Origin of the sequence: Pedobacter sp. BG31, assembly GCF_042464845.1 — a bacterium.
In the GTDB taxonomy this organism is placed as follows: domain Bacteria; phylum Bacteroidota; class Bacteroidia; order Sphingobacteriales; family Sphingobacteriaceae; genus Pedobacter; species Pedobacter suwonensis.
Genome location: NZ_JBHNZK010000015.1, coordinates 1 through 16944, shown reverse-complemented (window position 1 = coordinate 16944; position 16944 = coordinate 1). Strand labels below are relative to the sequence as shown.

Below are 16944 nucleotides of genomic sequence, written 5' to 3'. Positions count from 1 at the left end.
CACCAAATGAAGACACAAAAAACTATTCCGACCACCAAAGTTGAGCGTTCGGCAAAATTCGTTAAAACCGGCATCCAGATCGGTGGTAATTACATCAAACATTATTCAAAAAAGCTCTTCAATCCTGATCTCGATCGTGAACAGCTTAATGAGGATAATGCGACCGATATTTATAAATCGCTGAGCGAGCTCAAAGGAAGTGCCTTAAAAATTGCACAAATGCTGAGCATGGATAAAAATATTCTGCCAAAATCCTACGTAGATAAATTTAGCCAATCGCAATACAATGCGCCTCCTCTTTCAGGTCCGTTAATTGTGCGTACCTTTACTAAAAACTTCGGTAAAACTCCTGAAAACATTTTTGATAGTTTTAATTTAAATTCCAGCAACGCGGCCTCTATAGGGCAGGTGCATCAGGCTACGCTTAACGGCAAAAAATTAGCTGTAAAAATACAATATCCGGGCGTTGGCGATAGCATTTCATCTGATTTAAAACTCGTAAAACCTTTTGCATTCCGTTTATTGGGCATGTCTGAAAGGGAATTGAATATTTATATTAAAGAAGTTGAGGAGCGTTTACTCGAAGAAACGGATTATGAACTGGAAGTTAAGCGTTCCATCCAGTTTTCTGAAGCCTGTAAAAACCTCAATCATGTGGTTTTCCCGAAGTATTACCCAGAACTATCGGGAAAGCGCATCATCACGATGGATTGGATTGATGGCCTGCACTTAAAAGAATTTTTGCAAACCAATCCACCTCAGGAACTTCGGAATAAAATCGGCCAGGCATTGTGGGATTTTTATAACTTTCAACAACACCAACTCAGAGCGGTGCACGCAGATCCGCACCCTGGAAATTTTATGATCACACCTGATGAGAATCTTGGCGTAATTGATTTTGGCTGTATTAAGGAGATGCCGGATGATTTTTATTATCCTTTCTTTTCACTGATTTCTACCGATGTGATCAATGATAAGCGGAAAACAATCGAAGCTTTTAGGAAGCTCGACATGATCCATGCAGACGATTCTGCCGACCAGGTTGAATTTTATTATAAATCGTACAGGGAGATGATCAGTCTCTTTGCCAAGCCTTATACCAGTAAATCATTTGATTTTAGTAAACCTGATTTTTTTGAACAGCTTTATGCATATGGCGAAAAGATTTCTAAAATGCCGGAATTTAAACAAGCCCGCGGGGTTAAACATTTTATCTATGTTAACCGGACTAATTTTGGGTTATATCAGATTTTGCACGAGCTAAAGGCTATTGTACATACGGACACCTATCAACCAACATTACAGAGGTAACGATATGGACAATTAATGTAGTTTGCCGTTAATCGCTATAACGTAGCGACTTATTTTTCAGGCAAAAACAATATTTAAGGTGAGTTATCTTGCTTAGTTTAAGCAGACAGATCCTGAAATAATTTATCTCAGGTTTGTGCTGGATTACCGGTATAGGCGATGCTCCGCAGACAGTTGATCATGCGGAGTCTGCTTTACACCTTTACTGCATACATAATAGAGTTTAAATTAGATACAGTATTAATTACACAAAGCACCGGCAAAATCTTTCGATGCATAAGCCTTGAATATATTTTTTGCAGTTGCTATTGACTCACTCGCTTTAGAATCAGTTTTTATAATCCTTTTTCCTTCCATTGCTTTTAAAATGCTGCCATCTTTGATATAAAACCGGTATTCTTTTTTAGTCACCTCCCCGATCGCAGGTCCTCCGGTAATTGTTTCAAAACAAAAGATGACCTTGCCAGATTGATAATAATATTCATTTACCCAACTGCCATCGCCTATTGAACCCGACTCTACAATTTTAACAATGGCTTTTCCGTCGAAATAGTAATCCACTATACCCTCCTCCACGCAACCATCAGCTTCATAAGTATGGTGTTCCTTCTTTAGTTTCTTTGAATTGGTATTTTGCACAGCTTCCCGAATCGATAGAATGGCTTGCTCAGCCATTTGTTTGTCCGATGTTAAATTTTGCTGCGATAATCCGGGTTTCCTTATTTGTGCAAATGCCCCGATTGTTACATTAAAAGACAGTGCAATTAACATGAGCGTTTTGTAAAAGGTCATATATGTATTTTAAATTAACGAATCTTTTGGTAACAAACAATCCAGTAGCCATTAGGTTTACCGTAAAATAAATTTCGCTTCCGAAAGTCCCACAAAAACATAAAGCCTTACTTATCAACCAGTTAAAAGATCATTAGAAAGTGTTATTTTTTATGTTGAGTAAAACAATCTTTATACTTTGATGTTGATTCGTACAAATCAGCTTGCAATATCTCCTCATAAGACATGACTTTTAGAATCACAACTCTCTTTTCAAAAATCTTTATTTTTCTCGGTTTTACACTGATGCTTTCTAGTTGCAAAAAGCAGAACTAAGTTTCCCAACCGGATAAGCTCACCTTGCTCAAACAGCAAGTTGCCGGAGAGTGGGAACTTACCGGTGGAGTGTATATCATGTATGATGAGACAGGAAAGATTTCGTATACGGAGAAGCTGCCTTTTGAAACTCCGGCACCATGGTACGACTTTAAAAACCCAGAGACACTTTATCTTTCAGACCGACACGGAAGGCAGGCACTTGCATACAAAATTTCTATTTCAGATGATATGGTCCAAAGAATGGACATTGCCGCTACAGATTTTGATATTGCCAAGACCTTTGAAATTACCAAGATCAATGAAACGAGTATGACCTGGGTAATCGACCAGCGATATGATCATCCCGGACCCGGTTTCGCTTCGCGCGTTTACACGGAATATAACTTCACCAAACGGTAAAAGAATCAACTTTAAGGCATCAAAGAATATTAATCAGGTTAAGCTTTTAGTAGAAGCGACTATTTTATAAGTGTGCAGCCTAAGCATTTTTCTTTACTACATCAACCATGTGATCGATATCAAATGGTTTTTCGATATAATCATCAGCTTTGCAATCTTCTGCCTGTTGGGGCAAGTTATTTGATGTTGATGTGAGTACGGCAGATACATCTTCTGTTTTGGGATCAGATTTAAGTTCTTTAATTACCTGCGAACCCTTCTTTTTACCTTTAATGTGATCATCCACGATCACCACATCGGGTTCAATTTCATCTATTTTTTCTATAGGCTCGGTTGTTAAAGATGGGGTAACTTCAAACCCCTCCTCTGCTAATACCTCATCCATTATATCAAGGATATCTTTATTATCCTGAACAAGCACAACCTTTTTCTTCATAAATAAACAACCAAAATTCTCATTAAAGATAAAAAAAAAGCGCAATCCAAAAATACATCTTAAAATATTTTACAAACCGTTGGTAATTATTTCAGGCATTGGTCTTGAATAAATGTCTGTTCGTTGAATATTATTGGTGGCTTGTATAAAAATGCATTTTGCCTGCAACGTATTTTTATTTCACAGCGTCTTATCAGCAGAACAACAAATAAAACCTAAATACTTTAAAACCAAATAATTGACATTTAAGCATTACATAAAATTATGAAAACCTCTATCAAAACCCTGCTCCAAGTTTCACTTACAGTCCTCATTTTGTCTTCAGTGATATTTACTTCCAACGTTTATGCCATAAAAAAAGGAATAGATGACAAAATCAAAACATCGTCTTTTAAAAGAATTTATGTAAAAGGCAATATTGAAGTAACCATTATCCAGGGAGGAGGTTATGGTATTTCTTATCCTGATGATGACATGGGAGCAGCAAAAGTTATACAAAATGGCTACGATTTAAAAATAACCTCAACCGGTACCGAAAAAGCAAAGTTAACGGTATATGTAAATGATTTCTACAGAATTGAAGCTTCAGAAAATGCCATTGTTAAAACAGAGGGAAAACTGAACACCAAATATCTGCAAATCTTTTTAAGAGGAAATGCCCAGGCAGAGATCAATACCAGTTCAGAAGGTTTGTATACGGTGATTTCAGATCATGCTGATCTAAAATTAAGCGGTTCTACAGATTGCCATACCTTGGTAATGGGTAAATCACAAAAGTTAACCATAGATAAATTTGCTGCCTTAAAAACCAACATCAGTTCAACAGAAACCGCTGCTCTGGAGCAGGAGTTGGCTGCAATTAAATAAAATACACAAAAACGCAAATGAAATTACGGCTTCCTGATTTGATCAGGAAGCCTTTTTATTTCCAGGGGATTTCTGGCAGCATAATGTTTTGAAAGGTCGTCATTCCGGTGAAAACGGAAATCCTAATCCGATAGAACGGCAAATAAGTAAGTCCCTACCTATCTTTAAGATGCCCATCCGATAATACAGCTTTTTCCAAACAATCTGTTTAATGCTGTAATACATTAGCAATTTCCTTTTCGATTGACTTGATCTCTTTAGGCTTAAGTTTCTTAGCCGCATCTGATTTAGTTGCCGCTTTATCTTCCAGGTACTTTACCCCTACCCTTAAAGCTCTTAAACCTGAAACGCCTTGAAGCTCATCCAATTCAAGCTGCTCCAAATCATCGTTCAAATAACCCTGAACCTGCATATATTTAATATATTCAATATACTCCTTTGCTTCTTCAGGATTAAAGTAAACCATCGAAATTTTATGCGGCTGGGTTAAGCGCTCTGTTGTACCTTTTATCAGCACCTTATCAATACGCTTTTTAACCACTTCATAACGGATGTTATAAGCTCCTTCCACATCAAAGCGGCGCTCATCGTTTCTGAAACTAATATCAATAGCATTTGAATGGATAAAAATCAATTGCGTGGTTTCGAGCGTGCATGGCATCTCGGCAATTAAACTTTTTGACAAACGGGCAATATCAACCATTGAGGTAAGCTGCCACAAACGGATATTTTTCAGGTAAAGCAAATCGAACGGTTTTTCGGGTGCAATATCCTGACCGATGTAAATATCGTATTCTACGCCATCCGTCCTGAACTTGGCAAAATAGCAAGGATAAGAAGCCTGGAGTTTCGACTGCGATTTTTCCAGGTATTGGCTAACTTCGGTATTGATCAGCTGCATAGAAACTTCAAGCTGCCTGCGGTTTTCGAATGCGGCACCGGTTTCTGGCACCACCACTTCGAAATACTGATCTATGACCGCTGTAGTATCAGGATGGTTCGCTTTAATGATAGACAGGAAAGGATAAACCTCCACTTCCAAAAATTCATTCAACTGGCTTTCTTCATTGGAAGATGCAAAATCGCCTATTCTTTTAATCCAGTCTTTGCAGTTGAAAATCAGCTTATCAATAAGCGCTAAAGAAACATTTTTACTAATAAACTTTAAAGTATCAATCAGGGTATTTAACTGTACTTCCAAATCATTTTTTAGCGCCTTGTTACGCTCGGTAGTAGAATTGCGGATATCAATAGCCCCAAAAAGCGGATAAAGATGCCTAAATGTAATGGTTTCGATTTCCTTTAACTTATGATAACCATTATTCTGTTGTAGGAAATGCCAAACGGCCTCGTTAAATTTCCATTGAACCGAAGGCTGCAGCGCAGTAAATTTATCCATCAGGATTTCATCCATCTTGGCATTAAATTCTTCAATGCTGTACTGGAAAAGCTGACCAATCAAAGGCATAGCCGGACGCAACCTTGATAACAACTTATCATCAACGGCTACTTCCTCTTTAGAATATACTTCCAGCACGCCCGCCAACTCTTTATTGTAATAGACAGGCAGTATGGAATAAGAACTAACGCCCGCAGCTTTTAAAACCTTTAAAAAAGGATCCTTTTCTATCTGTTCTTCTTTTATGGCACTTACAAAAATGGAACGCGGGTTTTCCTTGTATTTATCAACCAGGGCATAAAAAACCTCTTCTTCTAAATTAGAAGCTTTTGCTGAATTGATGAGCATGCTCTGAGAAAACTCCTGGTTATCAAATACCAGCTTATTATTAACCGTTAAAAAAGGCATTAAGCCAAATTCCAACTTACTGTTACCGCTTAATGTCTTCAGTGCATGTATAACATGGCTGTAAGCTTCTGTTTGATAGTTATGATCAACAAGTGCATCACGAATACCGTCAATAGCATGTTGTAGTGTTACATCGGTAATAGAAATAATGCTGAAACCTTCGAAATGAAAATCACTTAACGGAAGGTTTTCCAATAGATATTCCAGTTCCGTTTCTTCCTGGAAATGTTTGCTCAAAGCTTCAAAATTAAGTTCAGGCAAATCGCCTTTGTGCATAATTTCGACAAATTTGGTATCTGTTTGGATATTGTAATACTGCGTTAATTTAGTTTCCTGATTAATGTGCGCATAAATGATCTCATTTTTCAGTACTGATGTAAAATTGTAAAAACGACCAAGAATGATGTTGTAAATAAACTTAAGCTGTTTTTTCTCAACAGGCTCATTATCCTTAGTCACCTTATTTTTAGGATCGTGATCCTTAAAAAAATTATAGAATGCATTGGTACTAAAGAAAATCTGATCTGGAATCGGTGTACTTAATGCCCAAAACAAATCATTTTCATTATCCATTAAGGGTGTCAGGATCGTAAAAATTAATTCTAAGGTATCTTTATATTGAGACAAATCCTCAGGGCTGATGTTGCCCAGCAGCACATCGTCTTTTTCAATTTTTTGAAGTAAAAACCTGTAAAATTCAGATTTAACCGATTTTTCTGTTTTCAGCCTGCTTTTTAAATACTCCACAAGGGGGCGGAAAGACAGAGAAGACTCTACCTGGCAATGTATACATTCGTTTTTATGTATTTGTATGACATTGGTATTCATTGTATAAGTTCTGCTATAGGATAAAAATTATAATTTTCTAATATGTTACTAATCAACTGCAAAGATAGCTACTGCCACATGTGTTGTTAGTCTGCTGAACGTAAATACTTCAGGCAAACATCCATCATAAGTCATTACAAATTTAGTACCTAAAATTGATTGAAACGTATGGATACCAGCCATCTGTTGAATGTCCCATCACAAATCGTACAACTGTGAGTGATGCAGGGGCAAAATAAACCCCGGCTCCAACGCCATGGTGCCATAAAGTTGATTTCTCATCACTTTTCCACACCCTGCCCACATCATAAAAACCGAGCAAGCCAACTTGTCCGGGTAAAACATAACTTACTAAATCGCCGAGCTTTGCCCTGAGTTCTAAATTGTTGTAAAACATATGTTCACCAGCGAACCTAAATTGCCTGTAGCCTAAAAGATTGCCTTGTCCGCCTAAAAACAAAGCCTGGTAAAATGCAGGTTTACCTATGGTTACACCTCCGCCAAAACGATCGGCAAGAATAAAATTCTTTCTGCCGTCCAGATTTTTATATAATGCTATACTTGCTGTGAACTGTCCATAAGAGTTAGAATACTTATTTACGCCTTTGTAGCCCAAAAGTTTAAAATCTACAAAGCTGCCTAAGGTTGGTAAGAGATCATTATCGCGGGTATTATTGGTAAAATTCACAAATGCACCAGCAAACATCTTTTCATTTCTAACGGTAAGTGAATCTGAAGAATGCAATAACGATGGATTTTCGATAAAACGGCCATTGTTATCTTCCTGATTATATTTATAATACTGATATGAAGGACCAAGGCTAAAAGTAGATTTAGGGCGGCGCCAGCGGATGGCGGCATCTACCTGATACAGATTAAAGCGTGCACGGTAATACCTGATATTCTCATCGTCATCGCGGCGTTCGTCAAATGGGGTTTCATTACCTAAACCAAAGAAATTTTGCGTATTATTCGGGGCGAAAGCATCTGCCTTCAACACAAAATCACCTTTACCCAAAGCTTTTAACCATTCCCCTTTATAATTGAACCTAAAGGCTTTTGTAGAGAATGAATGCAGAAAAGAAATGGTTTGCGAATTGCCATAAGGTTGCTTTCTGAAACCAGGGTTGGTCTGTTTATAAATCAAACCCAATAATATCCCGTCATCCTGATTATAACCGGCATTTAATAACCACGAATTCCGGCGGTACATATCTTTAGGGATGTAGCTGAAATTTGACGTATCGTTTGAAATAATTTTCCGGATCTTATCCTGGTCATTACCCATGTAAGTTGCTTTGGTGGTCCGCCCGTAAAGCTTTACTGTACCATTGCTGTTTGCAAAATCGTAAACTTTATTACCCTTGCCACCAATAATCCGCAATTTAATGTCCGAGTTTTTATTATCCAGTATCAGGCTATCATTACCGTTGTGCATATATACCCTGATCTCTTTGGTTACCTTAGGATCAAATTTCCGATCAAAAAGCTCATCCTTGATATTACCTTCCTTAGATATTTTATTGATTTTTACACGCAATCCGTTATTAGCAGCATCAGTGATCTTAATCAATTCATTTTTGTTAGTCACTTCTATATCTACAATTCGGTTGAAGAAATGGTAATATTGGTTCATTAATTTTGGCAGCGTAGCAATCCGGTTACGCAGCTGGGCCATAAAGGCATCATGATGTAATGAATAGCTAGGTTCAGGCAGTTTTTTCAATGCCTTTTCAAAAACTTCATCGTTATAGTTCGCGCAGAAATCTTTTACAATTTTATCGAATTCCTCCTCATTTATATTGGCAGTCCAGCGGCTGCTGATTTCTCTTCCTTCCCACAAAAACCAATTGATATCTTTTATGCCACGTTCATAGCCCTGCATCATAGGCAATAACGAAGAAGATTGCGTGTACCGTTGTAAAAGCCCGTCTGATCTGAAAAATACCTGGTCACGATCTCGTGGCACCGGAGAATAAAGCGAACCATCTTTAGTCTTGGTTTCCTTCCACCGCCACTGGTCTTCATGTCTGTCCCAATCGCCCAATAACACATCAAACGCCCTGGCCCTCACCCAGGCTGGCCCATCTAATCTATTATCGTTATCTTCTGTCAATTTTTTATCCATTTTAGGAGAATTATCTGATTCTCCTGTAGGTTCCCTTTCTTCAAACAAACACAACGTGTTGGCAAACGCAGGTTCAAATTCGCCCAGGTTATCATCCGGAGAAACCCAGCCGATAATGGGGTTGCTATGTGCAATGCCACCCGCTTCAGCTAGCTCCGGAACTACCAGCGCTGAAAAAGGATGCTGCGCAGACATATTATCTTTTAAAATATCTTTAGCAAAAGTTTCGCGCAATGCTGCAGGTAACAATACCTCCGGAAATTTTTCTACGCTGCGCAACACATATTCTTTACCATTTTTATCTTCTAAACGCAAAGATCGCGATTGGTTACCTCCACCTCGTTTTGTTGCTTTTAAGCCCCCCATCATCTGGGAAATGCGCAGCACAGGGACTTTGGTTTTCGCAGCATATTCCTTGCGATAATTTTCGCCAAAAATAATGCGGTGAAAACGACCAACGCTATCGTATTCCGGCTTTACACGCACAAAAATACTGTCAGCCGTAATCGGTTTATCCCTATTCCGTATGGTTTTAGGTATGGTTTCGAACTTTTTGATGTAACTGTAAACTTTTTTAACACTTGTATCTGAATAAATATAATAGTCGTAGCGCATATCGTTGTTATTCAATTGATCGGCCACCACATAACCTTGCTGCATTTCGTGAAACAACGACGTTTTGCCTTCTTTATTTGGTGATACTTTTGACCCTGAACCACTGATTACCTGCAATTGTTTTCCCTTAATCAACTGAAGGCCATGTTCATGCCCTGCAACATAAGTTACGTTTGGATAATCGCCAAAAACTCCGGTAACCGATTTAATCATGTCCTTATAAGCCGGATGGTTTAAATCTTCGGGGCTTAATAAGGTAGAACGTAACAAAGGGTAAACAGAACCCAAACCAGGCAAGGGGATGTAAAGATTTTTATTTAAGGAAGTTAAGGGGAAAAGATGGTTCCTCAAATTAAAGTAACCACCATGTGGGCCATAACTCTGAAAAGGATGGTGTGATGCCAGCAGGATTACCTTATCTTTATTTTCGGCCAATAACTCGTCCATTTTTACCAGCACCTCATCTTTTGTGTGGCAATCACAATCGTCATTTGGGTTGGTTTTGTTATATGGAAATAACCACCATTCGCTATCATAGGCAATGATGGTGAGTTTATCTGTTAATTTAATGGCTATTGGATCTGGGCAGCCATTATCAGGGATAAGTTTAAGCAGAGGGTCATTCTGTTCCCTCAGGTAATCGCCCTGCGCTTTTATTTTGGCCAGTCCTTTTGGCCCCGATTTATCCCAATCGTGGTTGCCGGGAATAAAATAGACCGCAGCGCCCATTTTACGCATCGGTTCGAACTGCGAGCGCAGAATCTTTTTGGTTTCTTCTTCTTCTACACTTCCGGGTAACCCCATCCCGGTTGGGTAAATATTATCGCCCAGATATAAAACGGTGGTTTTTTGGGGAAGAATCTGCTTAGCTGCATTTTTTAAATCCTGAATTTGGGCAGCATTCATCTCTCCTGCATCGCCAAAAAGAATTACGCGGTATTTTACATCATCCTGCGCAAAGGCAATGAAGTTGATTAAAAATAAGATGGTAAAAAGGGTAAATCTTTTAATCATAGACTCGGCATTTGTATAAAGGTAGTTATTTTAAAATTTAATTTATTTCTCATGAGCATCGTTCCAAAAAGATCGTCATTGCGAGGAGGAACGACGAAGCAATCTATCATGCTAGAATCCTTGCTATAAAGATTGCTTCGTCGGCTGAAAAAGCCTTCTCGCAATGACGATCCCTCGGGAGATTTATTTAAAGGTAACAACTCCACCATCAAATTCTACTGTCCATTCATATTGATTTTATAAATAAATATCTCCACCATAGACAGAATCTATCAGTACGGCCGTCATTCTCGCACAGGCGGGAACCACGGAGTGCTCAGCAAAGCTAATCTTAAAGCGTCTGCATTAGGATTCCCAATCAAGTTGGGAATGACGATTCCTCGCAACTTATAGAATGATCGCCTTAGGATACCACTACAGAAATTTATTTTTTCAACTTAAACATTAAAATATTTCCTGCAGATAGCGTTCCGCCCTCATTGGAGATATATAGATTATTATCGCGATCAAAAGCGATGCCTTCTGGCTGGTTAAATAATTGCGGATCGAGGGGATATGTGGTTTTAACCTTGAAATCAGCATCTGTAACGACCAATAGTTTATTTACGGATGAAAGGATGTACCACTCATTAGTTTGGGGATTTTTAGCCAATGCAGATGGACGGAACCGTGATTTTGAACTTCCTGATGCTTTTTCGATTGCTTTATGTGAGAGGCTAAATTCTCCAGCTGCCGTTAACGAAGCATCATCAGCAACTTTAAACCCATAAATACTGGATGCTTTTGCTTTAGAATCAGCTTTACTATCCTTAGTCAGCACATAAATCATATTGTTTTTTTCATCGGCGGCCAAGCCTTCATATTCGGCTTTTGGTACCAAATCTTTAGTTTTGGTTACATTGCCGGCTTTTGGTTTGCCTAATTCAGCAATTGGGAAAGTATGTAGCTCGCCATTACTTTTTAACACAACGAAATAATTTTCAATGATGGTTACATCTTCATAATCGCCTTTACCACCAAATTTGGTAAATTTCGATTCTTTATCGCCCAAACCCAGATGAAAAAGATCGCCATCTTCATCCTGAATGGCAAAAACTTCCCTGGGATCGCCATTATGGAATACAATACCCGAAATTTCAAATAGATTTTGCGGCATATTATATTTTACCGGTTTTGTTAAATCGTAAGGTAAATTCGATTTTTCTGCTCCGCTTACTGATGCAGTTGTACTGTCTGAATCGTTTTGTTTATCCTCGCGATTACTATTCACACAGGATACGCTAAGAAAAGCTGAAGCGATTAAAAGACCTGAAGCCAAAAGAGTTTTATTGTATTTCATAACGGTAAATTTAATTTTTACTTGTCCTGATCTGTGTCCTCAAAAACCAGGGATAAAATCATACTAACTAAAATCATGCTAACCATAATAAAGTGGTCTGTGAGGACACAGACCACGGCATATAAATGACACAAACCATGGCATATAGCGGACACAGACTACGGTATATCCTTGGCGTATTATTATGATTTATTTTTTAAAAATTCGTAAATGGCATATTGAGACGAAACCAGCTTTTGATCTGCTTCAACCGGTATATTATCCATGTTTTCAGCTATACAAACCGCCTGCACGTTATCTTGTTTTTGAATTTCGATAATATCCATTATTTCTTTCTTAATCTGCTCATTACAAACCGGAAAACAAACTTCAATTCTTCGGTAAATATTCCGGTTCATCCAATCGGCAGAGCCCAAATAAACATCATACTTACCCAGGTTATTAAAAATAAAAACACGTCCGTGTTCCAGATAACGATCTACAATGCGGGTAACTTTAATATTTTCGCTCATTCCTGCAACCCCCGGAATCAGGCGGCAGATGCTCCTTACGATCATGTCGATTTTTACTCCCGCTGAAGAGGCTTCGTAAAGTTTGTTTATCAATACTTTCTCTTCCAGATTATTCATTTTAATGGTAATGCCTGATGGTTTGCCTTGCCTGGCGTGTTCAATTTCCCGATCAATAAGGTTGAGAAAAACCTGCTGTAAATTAAACTGGGCCACCAGTAAATGATTGAATTTAATCTGATCAGGAGATGAAGGCTTAACCCGTTTAGCCAGAAAAATAAAAAGCAGTTCTACTTCCCGTAGCATTTCTTTATTAGCCGTCATTAAGATGTGATCGGTATAAAAAGCAGCGGTGCTTTCGTTGAAGTTTCCGGTAGCAAACAAACCAGCGTAACGCATTCTATTCCCTACCCGGCGTTTTACCAGGGCTACTTTTGCATGCACTTTAAGCGCAGTGACACTATAAATAATATCAACGCCGGCATCTTTCATTTTTTTTGCCCATTTGATGTTATTGGCCTCATCAAAACGGGCTTTAAGCTCAACCAGAACGGTAACTTTTTTACCGTTCTTTGCTGCGCTGATTAACGCATTTACAATTTTAGAATCGCTGGCCACACGATAAAGCGTAATATAAATCTCCCTCACATCGGCATCAATGGCAGCTTCATTAAAAAACCGCAAAACACTATCATAACTCTGGTAAGGCGTGTGTATAATGATGTCGTTTTTATAAATGGCTTCGGTTAACGATCCGTCGATCCGGTCGGTATTACAGATCTTTGGCCAGTTTTGGTTGGACAATTTTGGTAAACTCACCGGAAAGGCCATAAAATCTTTCAGGTTATGATACCGTCCTCCTTCTATCCTATTTGCCTTTTTTAGGTTAAATAGTTTTTTAAGCAGTTCAAATACATTGGCCGGAATACCAGGTTGGTGAAGAAAACGTGTGGCTAAACCCAAATCGCGTTTCATTAATTGTTTTTCGAGCTGTTCTGATAAATTACCAGGGTATTCATCGTTAAGATCTAATTCTGCATCTCTGGTAATTTTAAAGCTATAACATCCGGTTACATCAGCCTGCGGAAAAACGCGGTCTAAATGAAAACGTACAATATCATCCAGAAACACCACAAAGGTTTGATCTCCTGATTCTACCTTATAAAAACGCGGCAACTGGTTGGAAGGGATATTTAAAATCACTACTTCGGCATCTTCTTTCGTTTTTAATGTAATCAGAAAGTAAAGCTCATTATTAGAAGGAAAAAAATCGGAGCTGGCATTTACATACACCGGCTGCAAAAAGGCCATTACCTGACTTAAAAAATACCTGGTGATACTTTTCTGAATGTCTGCAGGAAACGGCTCCCCGTAGATTAAGTTTATTTGATTTTCTTTGAGCAATGGGATCAGATCTGACTGAAGTACCTTGCCATAGCGCTGTTGCTGATCAGAAATGAGCTGATTGGCCACAGTCAATAAATGATCATCAATCCTGATATCGTTATCTTCTTTGCTGCTCAATTTTTCCAAAGCGAGCAGTACCGGCATCCTTACCCGATAAAATTCATCAAGATTGGAAGAGAAGATAGCTAAAAATTTAATCCGTTCCAGTAGCGGAACGGTGCTTCGCTCTGCTTCCATCAGAATGCGCTCGTTAAACTTTAACCAGCTTAAATCCCGATTAAAAAAAGAGGTTTCTATCAACTGTTCCATTAAAGTTTACCGTAAGCTGCGTAAGCAATTACAAATGCCAATACCGCTGCAATTAAACCAAACATGAAGATATTATAAGCCAGGCGGATAAGTTTATATTTCCGGCCTAATACCACCCCTTGCGAGTATACATCCGTAATTAAGGTGCCGTATAAAAAATCTTTATCGTTCATCACCTTAATCATACCCTCGGTATAACTCGGCAAACTCATTTTGTAGAAATTGCCAAAAAACAGGAGGTTTACCTTTTTCTTATCCATATCTTCCTGCGTAAACTCTCCTTTTGGTATGGATGGACGGGTTGATAAAATGGAAACCACTACGCAGGTTAAACTCACCAACAATAAAATAAATGTCGGGATAATCAGGTTGCCATGATCTTCCAGTCGCCTTAACAATAAACTCACGATTAAGGAAAGCATAATTGAATTTACGGTAATGAGGATGTGTGCCTTGTTATCGGCCATATCGCTCAACCTCTGGTTATTGGCCGATGTAATCCTGAACATTGTTTCAATTCCCTTATCTGGCCTGTTGTCTTTATCTTTTTTCTTTTTGTCAGTAACAATAACCGGTGCAAAGTTTTTTGGTTCCTGAAGCTCGGTGTTGATTACTTCCTGTGCCGTTAGTTTGCTTTTCAGTTTTTCGATGTTTTTTTGTTTCTGATCGCTTAATAACAGATTGGCATAATCGGTATGGTAATGGTGCGCTTCCAGAAACTGGATATCTTTTTTGCGCCAATCTGATTTACTGATGTCTTTTTTGTAGATCCGTTCATTTTCTTTATGCATCAGCTTCCCTTTTGCACGAAAATCAGCCTGACCCAAATGAAATAAATCTGCATCACAAAGGATTTTATCAATCTCATTTTTAGGGTTTTGAGGGATTTTGGTTGCCAGTATTGCACTTTTAACCTGATCGCGGATTTCCTGGTTCACCTGATGGCTGGCGAGAAAATCATCTGCCAATATTGCTCCTTTTGCTTCGTGGTTTAACGCGTCTTCAAAATATCCCGTATCATGAAAATAGGCAGCAACCATTACCGTAAAAAAATCCTGTTCGTTTAACTGGTAATGATTGGCTATCTGCTGTGCGGCATTTACCACTTCTTGCGTATGTTCCAGGTTGTGATAAACCAAACGCGGATCGCTATGGGTATGGAAGTAATTAACCACATGCTTTTCTACATCTTCCTGTAGTTTTTTATAGTTCATGAGCGTATTGTGATTGTGATGATTGGATTGGATGATGGAAATGCATTTTCTTGAAAATATTTAAAACTGAAAACCTGGATATCATTTATAGAGATAAAATTAAGTTATTTTTTTAAAAACGATACAGATCGGCGCTCAACAATAATAATGCCCTGTTTATTTTACAATCAGATTAAGGCCGCAGCACACAAACGATGTTTTTGATCGTCCAACAGTAAATTCTTTAACTCAATAAACTTTAGCAAAGGTAGGTTTTCTTTCAGCATATTGCCTGATACATATCTGATGGAAAAATGTAGCTACTTTTTAATGACGATAATTTTGTGGAGCAGTGCCGATGCTGATCCATCGGTAAGTTGCACTACACTACCATTTTTCCAATACTGGGCTACTCCAAATTTTCCATTGCTCCCGTCACGGTACCCACCTGCAAAAACATCAGCACCAGAAACAGCTATAGATAAAGCGTAGGCACTTTCCGGGCCATTGGATAAAATGACCGATGATCCGTTTTTCCAGTATTTTGCCACAACTGCATTATTTCCATTAACAGCACCCGATCCTGCAACATATACATCGCTCCCGTTTACAAAAATTGAATAGCCCCTCACATCTGCAGTACCATCGCTAATAAGTACCGGACTGCCCAGGTTTTTACTATACCTGGTTTGTGACTGCCCGGCACTATTATAGGTTTCAGACCAGAGTAAATATAAATCGTTACCTGATACGGCTATCGCCTGACTGTCAGCAGTTCTAGTCTGGTCTGATAGGTCAAAAAGCTGTCCGTTCTTCCAATAAACCGTAATCGGACTAAGCCAATCCAAATTCCTTCGCTCACCAACTACATAAATATCATTTCCAACCAGGGCGATCCCGGTGGCAATAGAAGACTGTGTATCATCTGTTAATACTACAGGGGTTCCGTTTTTCCAGTATTTCGCCTGGTAGGTCGATTTACCAGGTGCCATTTCCTGTCCGGCAATGTACACATCATTTCCCTGTATAAATATGTCGTTTGCAAAAGCATCCCGGCTCCCATCGGTTAGTGAGGTTGACACGCCATTTTTCCAATATTTGGCCACATATTTTCCGGAGGCATTTACTTCGTAACCTGCAATGTGCACATCATTTCCGGCTATTACCATAGCATTTGCATCAGAAGACACACCAGCACGACCAAGATTAACTGCTTTCCCGTTTTTCCAGTATTTGGCTACATAACCTTCCCTACCTGCGGCATAAATATCAAATGGATCAGGTGGAGTAGGTTCATCTATGGTTTTCTTCTTGCACGCCGGCAATGCTATGCTGAATGTGATTAAGAACAATAAAGCTGTTCGTAAATGCTGCCTCATATTTTGATTTTATTTTGAAATTCAACAACCAAAAGTGTATATAGTTTCGACGGCAGAAATTTATTTTTAAAGTAGAGCTATCGGATTCATTTTAAAAAGAAAAAAAATATTTTCATTTTTTTATCTGATACCAGATCGTATCTTTTTCAAAAGATGCTGAAATAAATTCACTGTTGTCCGGTTAAAATTTACAAAGAAGAAAATACTTTGTTTTTAGGCTAATTGGGTTAGGTTATGTTTTAAAATCAATTTCCAAGGCGCCTCTTTTTAGACCGCTGTTATCTCTCCGTCCA

At 38.5% G+C, this 16944-nt stretch carries 11 protein-coding genes; 3 read left to right on the top strand and 8 right to left on the bottom strand.

Going from position 1 to position 16944, the window contains the following annotated elements; all coding sequences use genetic code 11:
• Positions 1 to 6 precede the first annotated feature (6 nt).
• Positions 7 to 1311 carry an ABC1 kinase family protein gene (locus ACFE6N_RS16905; protein ID WP_378938342.1) on the top strand — a complete coding sequence of 435 codons (1305 nt, stop codon included), beginning with the start codon at positions 7 to 9 and terminating at the stop codon, positions 1309 to 1311.
• 240 nt (positions 1312 to 1551) lie between these two features.
• On the opposite strand, the gene ACFE6N_RS16900 is transcribed toward ACFE6N_RS16905, so the two are convergent.
• Positions 1552 to 2103, bottom strand: coding sequence for a hypothetical protein (locus tag ACFE6N_RS16900; RefSeq protein WP_378938340.1), 552 nt, complete (start codon positions 2101 to 2103; stop codon positions 1552 to 1554).
• Between the two features lie 339 nt (positions 2104 to 2442).
• Between ACFE6N_RS16900 and ACFE6N_RS16895 the strand changes: the two genes are divergently transcribed.
• Positions 2443 to 2820, top strand: coding sequence for a hypothetical protein (locus ACFE6N_RS16895; RefSeq protein ID WP_378938338.1), 378 nt, complete (start codon positions 2443 to 2445; stop codon positions 2818 to 2820).
• Positions 2821 to 2899: 79 nt separating this feature from the next.
• Here the strand turns inward: ACFE6N_RS16895 and ACFE6N_RS16890 are convergent, their stop codons facing one another.
• Positions 2900 to 3256: a two-component system response regulator gene (locus ACFE6N_RS16890; RefSeq protein WP_378938336.1), complete on the bottom strand. Its 357-nt coding sequence runs from the start codon at positions 3254 to 3256 to the stop codon at positions 2900 to 2902.
• A gap of 264 nt (positions 3257 to 3520) precedes the next feature.
• Here ACFE6N_RS16890 and ACFE6N_RS16885 point away from each other — a divergent pair, with 264 nt between their 5' ends.
• Complete coding sequence (locus ACFE6N_RS16885; protein ID WP_378938334.1) at positions 3521 to 4123, top strand: GIN domain-containing protein; 603 nt, start codon at positions 3521 to 3523, stop codon at positions 4121 to 4123.
• 208 nt (positions 4124 to 4331) lie between these two features.
• Here the strand turns inward: ACFE6N_RS16885 and ACFE6N_RS16880 are convergent, their stop codons facing one another.
• The 6 genes from ACFE6N_RS16880 to ACFE6N_RS16855 form a co-directional block, all read right to left on the bottom strand.
• Complete coding sequence (locus ACFE6N_RS16880; RefSeq protein ID WP_378938331.1) at positions 4332 to 6758, bottom strand: GAF domain-containing protein; 2427 nt, start codon at positions 6756 to 6758, stop codon at positions 4332 to 4334.
• Between the two features lie 142 nt (positions 6759 to 6900).
• A complete protein-coding gene (locus ACFE6N_RS16875) occupies positions 6901 to 10515 on the bottom strand; it encodes a BamA/TamA family outer membrane protein (protein WP_378938328.1) in 3615 nt (1204 codons plus the stop codon).
• A 424-nt stretch (positions 10516 to 10939) separates the two neighbouring features.
• Positions 10940 to 11854, bottom strand: a complete 915-nt coding sequence (locus ACFE6N_RS16870; RefSeq protein ID WP_378938326.1) for an SdiA-regulated domain-containing protein — start codon at positions 11852 to 11854, stop codon at positions 10940 to 10942.
• A 182-nt stretch (positions 11855 to 12036) separates the two neighbouring features.
• Positions 12037 to 14079, bottom strand: coding sequence for a polyphosphate kinase 1 (ppk1, locus tag ACFE6N_RS16865; protein WP_378938324.1), 2043 nt, complete (start codon positions 14077 to 14079; stop codon positions 12037 to 12039).
• Positions 14079 to 15293: a Pycsar system effector family protein gene (locus ACFE6N_RS16860; protein WP_378938322.1), complete on the bottom strand. Its 1215-nt coding sequence runs from the start codon at positions 15291 to 15293 to the stop codon at positions 14079 to 14081. The genes ppk1 and ACFE6N_RS16860 overlap by 1 nt, the downstream gene beginning before the upstream one ends.
• Positions 15294 to 15592: 299 nt before the next feature.
• The gene (locus ACFE6N_RS16855; RefSeq protein WP_378938320.1) at positions 15593 to 16651 is read right to left on the bottom strand and encodes a hypothetical protein; all 1059 of its coding nucleotides are present in this window, start codon (positions 16649 to 16651) and stop codon (positions 15593 to 15595) included.
• Positions 16652 to 16944 lie beyond the last annotated feature (293 nt).